The 278-nt window shown below is 62.9% G+C and carries 1 pseudogene; it reads left to right on the top strand.

Annotated features, from left to right (window positions below):
* Window positions 1-278, top strand: a pseudogene (locus tag AAEZ05_RS28445) (ATP-dependent DNA helicase); the annotation flags it as partial.

The raw sequence follows: 278 nt of genomic DNA on the forward strand, positions 1-278 counted from the left end.
GTGTACTTCGACATCGTCGGCGAAGGCGAAACCGTGCTGAACCAGCGATTCGATGCGCCAGGCCTTGAGCAGTTCTTCAATCAGCAATGCGCGCTGTTCCTGGACTGGGCGCGGCAAGAGATGCAGCATCGTGACGCACGTAACGCCGCTGCGCAGAGCCTGGCGTTTCCCCATGCCGACTTCCGTACCGGGCAGCGCGACTTGGCCGAGTCGGTCTACAAAGCGGTGACTACGGGCCGGTGCCTGATGGCCCAGGCGCCCACTGGCATTGGCAAGAC

This window comes from Pseudomonas sp. HY13-MNA-CIBAN-0226 (genome assembly GCF_040310305.1).
GTDB lineage: Bacteria > Pseudomonadota > Gammaproteobacteria > Pseudomonadales > Pseudomonadaceae > Aquipseudomonas > Aquipseudomonas gregormendelii.